Below are 5,239 nucleotides of genomic sequence, written 5' to 3' on the forward strand. Positions count from 1 at the left end.
CCGACCAAAAATGTTAAAGCGAATCATTCAAACCGCCACAACAATGGGCGTGAAGAAAATCTATTTCCTCAATGCCTGGAAGGTAGAAAAGAGCTTTTGGCAAAGCCCCTGGCTAAGTGAAGAAAAAATTCTAGAGAATTGCATCCTTGGCTTAGAACAAGCTCAGGATACCGTGATGCCCGAAATTCATATCAAAAAGCGCTTCAAGCCCTTTGTTGAAGATGAATTACCTGCACTTTCCAAAGGTACACGCCAACTAGTCGCCCACCCTAGAGAAGAACAGGTCTGCCCACATCATCTCGAAGAAGCCTGCACCTTAATCATCGGCCCCGAAGGTGGCTTTACTGAGTATGAAGTAAACAAGCTCAAAGAAGCCGGTTTTGAAGGAGTTCATTTAGGCGAAAGAATTCTACGCGTAGAGACTGCCGTACCCGTATTGATCTCGCGTCTATTTGGGTCAACATTCTAGGGTAATTTTGTCCGCTAGTCGGACGTTCAAGTAGACTTAATTGATAAGGATGAAACAGCCAGATTGATTATCGAGTGAATGATTGAAAGTGAGCATTAGCGTTCTTTATCGGGAGCCAAGTAAACCGCTAACTTTGAGTTAAAAGCGAGCATTATTGAACTGTAGACATAACCCATCAAAAGAGCAGGAAGCGCTCACTTTTGAAAGCCCTAAGATCACTCACTACTGTTCAAAAATGTACTTTTCTTTTAATTGTTTTTAGTCATTCTACGGTCATAATTTTAGTAACACTTCAAATACATGTAATTATGTATTTGAAGTGTTTGTCTACAATGACGTCTTGGTAAATTAACTTAAAAGCGTAATCCAGCATCAAGAAATATACTATTATTACTATCAATAGTTAAGTATTTGGCGTTAATGGAGAGTTCGTTGGTTAGGAAGATTCTGCTCTGTATACCATAACCAGTTTCACCAGCCTTAATAATGTTTGCCCCAATGCTAAACTTTTTATTTAGGTAATAATCAGCAGAAAGGTCATAAGTATTATCATCGTCACCTTTTTCAAATGAAGCCTCAATGTTAACTGCAGTATCATCAGTTAACTTATTAACATACTTTGCATCTAAGTTAAGGTCATAGCCAGGCTCATGCAAATATGAAGTTGTTAGCAACAAATTTTCAATCGGAGAGAAACCCGCTGTAAGCCCCCAGTCTGTATCCGTTATTTTAGTTGAACCAAGCTCAGCTGAAGATCGAAGAATCACTGCACCAACGAAAAACTGAGTATCAGGAATATAATAATCAACTACTAAAGACGTAACGTTTGCATCAATTGGTCCCAGCTCCCCTATTCCATGAACTAACTGAACATTGCTTGCCTCTTCTAAGAAAGCGGATTCTGCTAATGGGTGGTTCTCCGTATTTACAGAGTCAAAATATAAGGTACCCATCATAGCTTTAAGGCTTGAGTCATTGTCTAAATCAGCATAACCAATACCAACTTCTGCTTTAAATGACTCTGAAAATGCTACTGTTGAAGCAAGAGAGAGGGCGATGGCTGAACTGATAAGTTTGATATTCATTTATTATATCCATATTGATTAATTCCATTCATCATCTGATGAAAATGCAGATTACTATTGTATCTAATTTTAATATTTAGTGCAAAAAATGGTACGCTTTTACTAACGAACTCTCGGCTTTCTGTGGCCTGAAGAATGCCCGCTTTAGCTCTCAACCTAAAGCAAACGTTTAAACCCGAAGCCTTAGTTCCACCAGTAAGCAAAAACCTGATAATTTGGCCATTTTAGCAATGGCCTCTAATGGCAAGTTTTGGCACTTCTAAGACCCCTGCGTAGCCATCAACGGCTTACTTAGGCGTACTAAGCTAAGCGATGGACAAGCCCATCGCATGCTTAACCAACTGTTTCTTGATAAAGCCCTGCTTATTTACAAAGTCCAGCCCTGTATTACGCACCCACCGAAGAAGTGGATCGGGTTGAGCAAATAAACGCTTAAAACCTTCCATCGCGCCCATCATCAATAGGTTATCTGCCTGCCGCTGTCGTTGATAACGTTTGAGCAAGGTGAGATTTCCCGGGTCCAGCTCTTGTTGGTCAGCCAGTATCAGCACCTGACTCAATGCAAAAACATCTTTAAAGCCCAAGTTCACACCCTGACCAGCCAAAGGGTGGATGGTATGCGCTGCGTCACCGATCAAAGCAAGCCCCTCAGCGACATACTCTTTTGCATGTCGTTGGCGCAGAGGAATACTATAACGCTCTGACACATCTTCAATAGCACCAAGCATTGATTCACTGGCTTTTGCTAAAGCCTGGCAAAACGCTTCCTTATCCAAAGCCATTAAAGACTTTGCTTGCTCAGGTGTTTGCGACCAAACAATGGAGCAATAGGCGTCGCTCATCGATGGGTCCTGCAAAGGCAAGAGTGCCAAGGGCCCTGTTTCAGAGAAGCTCTGCCAAGCCGTCTTGTTATGTGGTTTCTCGGTTTTGATGGTGGCAACGATTGCGTGGTGTTGATAATCCCATTCACGGGTCGCCATCGACAACCAGGTCCTGATTCTGGAATTCGCGCCATCAGCTGCAACTAATAACTTCGCATGTATCTGACGACCATCATCCAGCAGCAAAGAATAAGGAGCTCCATCTACCTCATTTTGCTTCAGGCTGCTAATACGCCCACCAAAGAAACGTTCAACATTCTCTTGTTGCTTTAAGACCTGATGCAAAGCCGAGACAATATTCTGATTCTCTACGATATAACCCAAAGCATCTTCATATAACTCAGCCGCACTGAAATCTATTTGGGCTGTACCTAGCTGATCCCAAACATGCATGTTTCGATAAGGAAGGATTCGCTCTTCGTGAATATGCTGCCAGGCCCCAACACTCTTAAGTAAATCGCGTGAGGCAAAGGTTAGTGCACTGACTCTTGGCTCAAAGCCATTTACATCCTTAGGCTTAGACGGAGAGTGCTGCAGAGATTCTGCCGACTGCGCGTCAATTAAAGCAATTGAAAAGCCGGTATCACGTAGCGCGGCGGCGAGAGAAGCGCCCACCATCCCCGCACCAACAATCGCAATATCAAATTCTTGAGTACAAGCATCACTCATAAGATTAATTCTCTCTAAACCTAAGTATTAAAATGTGCTTTTCGGTCTGCCAGACCCATTGCTCGCTCTGCAAATATCGTTTTCAAGGGAGCGATGTTGTCGAGACCAACCAGGCCAATATCTCGCGCTAGGTTTAATATATGGGAAGGGTTCGCAAATACTTTGACCAGCTGATCACTTAAAGCAATCGTTTTATTCTGATCATCCATTCTCGACTGACAAAACTTATTCAATGGCGCCAGGGAACGATAATCCAAACCCTGCTTTACTGACTCATCAATATAAGCCAAGAAGGCCGCCACACCACGAATGGCCAAATTAAACCCTTGCCCTGCGACAGGATGTAAACTATGCGCGGCATTACCTAAGAGCAACACACCGGCCCGACATTGCTCTTCAGCTCTGACTAATTTCAACGGATAACTTACCCGTTCACCACAGCGTTCAATCGGACCTAGCCGCTCACTGAAACTCTCTTCCAAAGCTTTACAAAATTCAGCATCGCTCATATCCAAATGTGCCTGTATCTCTTTTTCGTCATGTGTCCAGACCAGTGCACAATCAGACTCCCTCAAGGGCAACATTGCCAATGGGCCTTTCTTAGTGAAGCGCTCAAACGCAACACCTTCATTTGGCAATGCAGTACTGACGTTAGCCACCAAGGCATGCTGAGAATATTTTTCCACTTGATAAGCAATGCCTAATAGCTTCGCAGTGCTCGACTCCGTACCATCTGCAATCACCATCAAGCGAGTGTTTAGCACTTTCTGCTGTTCAGGCTGCTCAATTGAGCTTAAGTGCACTTGATGGAAGTCTTTGCCTTGAGATATATGAGAAACCTTCACACCACTATAAAAAGGTAGTGATCTCTCATACACCTTGCTTAACAAACTCTGGCCCAAGCACTGATTCGGCACCACATAACCTAAGGCTTCCTGTCCATACTCTGCTGCATGCATCCGGGTGGTTCCAAAGCAGCCTTTTTCTGATACATGAACCTGTTCGATGGCACATACCGAAGGCTCAATATCTGTCCAGACATCAAGCTGCTCTAAGATTTCTCGCGTGCCCCAAGACAAGGCTGTCGACCTCGCATCGTAGCTAGGAGTGTACTCAGGTATATCTTTAGAGAAGGCAAAGGCATCAATCATGACGACATCAAGGCCTAGCTTAGATAGCCCCAAAGCAGTGCTTGCCCCGACCATTCCAGCCCCGACAATCAATACATCACAAACACTTTTTTCTTCTAACTGGGAAAATTCTTGAGCCATGTGTACTCCCTAAGACGAGGCCTGCGCCATAATGGCTTCAATATCATGAATCGTTTTCGGGACATCTTTAGATAGCACCTGATGAGACTTCTTGGTAACAGCAACATCATCTTCTATACGAATGCCAATGCCGCGCCACTTTTTCGCCACTTCTTTATTGCCGGGAGCGATATAAATACCCGGTTCAACCGTAATCACCATACCGGGCTCAAGCTCTCTCCATTCACCGTCGATTTTATACTCACCAACATCATGAACATCCAAGCCCAACCAATGGCCTGTTCGATGCATATAAAAAGGCTTATAACGCTCCTCTTCGATAATTTCATCCAGCTCGCCACTGAGCAAGCCCAGATCGAGCAAACCCTGGCAAATTACCTTGACCGCGGCTTCATGAGGATGATTCCAGTGACTCCCGGGCTTCACTGCTTTTATTGCGGCTAATTGAGCATCCAAGACGATTTGATAAATTGCCCTTTGCTCGTCAGAAAATTTTCCGTTTACCGGAAAGGTCCGAGTGATATCTGAGGCATAACAATCCAATTCACAACCAGCATCAATCAAGACAAGGTCGCCGTCATTCAAGGGGCCGTTATTATCGATGTAGTGCAATATACAGGCATTGTCGCCTGAACCAACAATAGCTGGGTATGCTTGAGAGCGAGCACCATTATCCATAAACACCTTGCTCATCGCTGACTCAAGGTGATATTCATGTAAACCTGGGCGGCAAACCTTCATTGCCTCAATATGTGCTTGGGCAGATATTTCAGCAGCCTGTTTCATCGTCTTGATTTCGGTGGTACTTTTTATCAAACGCAGCTCATGTAGTGCGTGCTCCAAGGCAACAAACTCACCAGGTGG

5 protein-coding genes are annotated in these 5,239 nt (G+C 44.1%); 1 reads left to right on the forward strand and 4 read right to left on the reverse strand.

What is annotated here, in order from left to right; genetic code table 11:
• On the forward strand, positions 1 to 469 hold a 469-nt coding region (locus A3763_RS13430; RefSeq protein ID WP_156495086.1), incomplete at its 5' end, for an RsmE family RNA methyltransferase.
• Between the two features lie 353 nt (positions 470 to 822).
• On the opposite strand, the gene A3763_RS13435 is transcribed toward A3763_RS13430, so the two are convergent.
• From A3763_RS13435 to A3763_RS13450, 4 genes are all read right to left on the reverse strand, one after another.
• Positions 823 to 1,554, reverse strand: coding sequence for a putative porin (locus tag A3763_RS13435; RefSeq protein WP_068509190.1), 732 nt, complete (start codon positions 1,552 to 1,554; stop codon positions 823 to 825).
• A 305-nt stretch (positions 1,555 to 1,859) separates the two neighbouring features.
• Positions 1,860 to 3,104 carry a UbiH/UbiF/VisC/COQ6 family ubiquinone biosynthesis hydroxylase gene (locus tag A3763_RS13440; protein ID WP_068553546.1) on the reverse strand — a complete coding sequence of 415 codons (1,245 nt, stop codon included), beginning with the start codon at positions 3,102 to 3,104 and terminating at the stop codon, positions 1,860 to 1,862.
• Positions 3,105 to 3,124: 20 nt separating this feature from the next.
• Positions 3,125 to 4,375, reverse strand: a complete 1,251-nt coding sequence (gene ubiH / locus A3763_RS13445) for a 2-octaprenyl-6-methoxyphenyl hydroxylase (protein ID WP_068509186.1) — start codon at positions 4,373 to 4,375, stop codon at positions 3,125 to 3,127.
• Positions 4,376 to 4,384: 9 nt separating this feature from the next.
• Positions 4,385 to 5,239: M24B family metallopeptidase (locus tag A3763_RS13450; protein ID WP_156495087.1), on the reverse strand; the 855-nt coding region annotated here is incomplete at its 5' end.

This window comes from Oleiphilus sp. HI0128 (assembly GCF_001635365.1).

Excerpts from the sequence above, each read along its gene's own strand:
- A3763_RS13435 (WP_068509190.1), bottom strand. The coding sequence starts at position 1,554 with ATGAATATCAAACTTATCAGTTCAGCCATCGCCCTCTCTCTTGCTTCA.
- A3763_RS13440 (WP_068553546.1), bottom strand. The coding sequence starts at position 3,104 with ATGAGTGATGCTTGTACTCAAGAATTTGATATTGCGATTGTTGGTGCG.
- ubiH (WP_068509186.1), bottom strand. The coding sequence starts at position 4,375 with ATGGCTCAAGAATTTTCCCAGTTAGAAGAAAAAAGTGTTTGTGATGTA.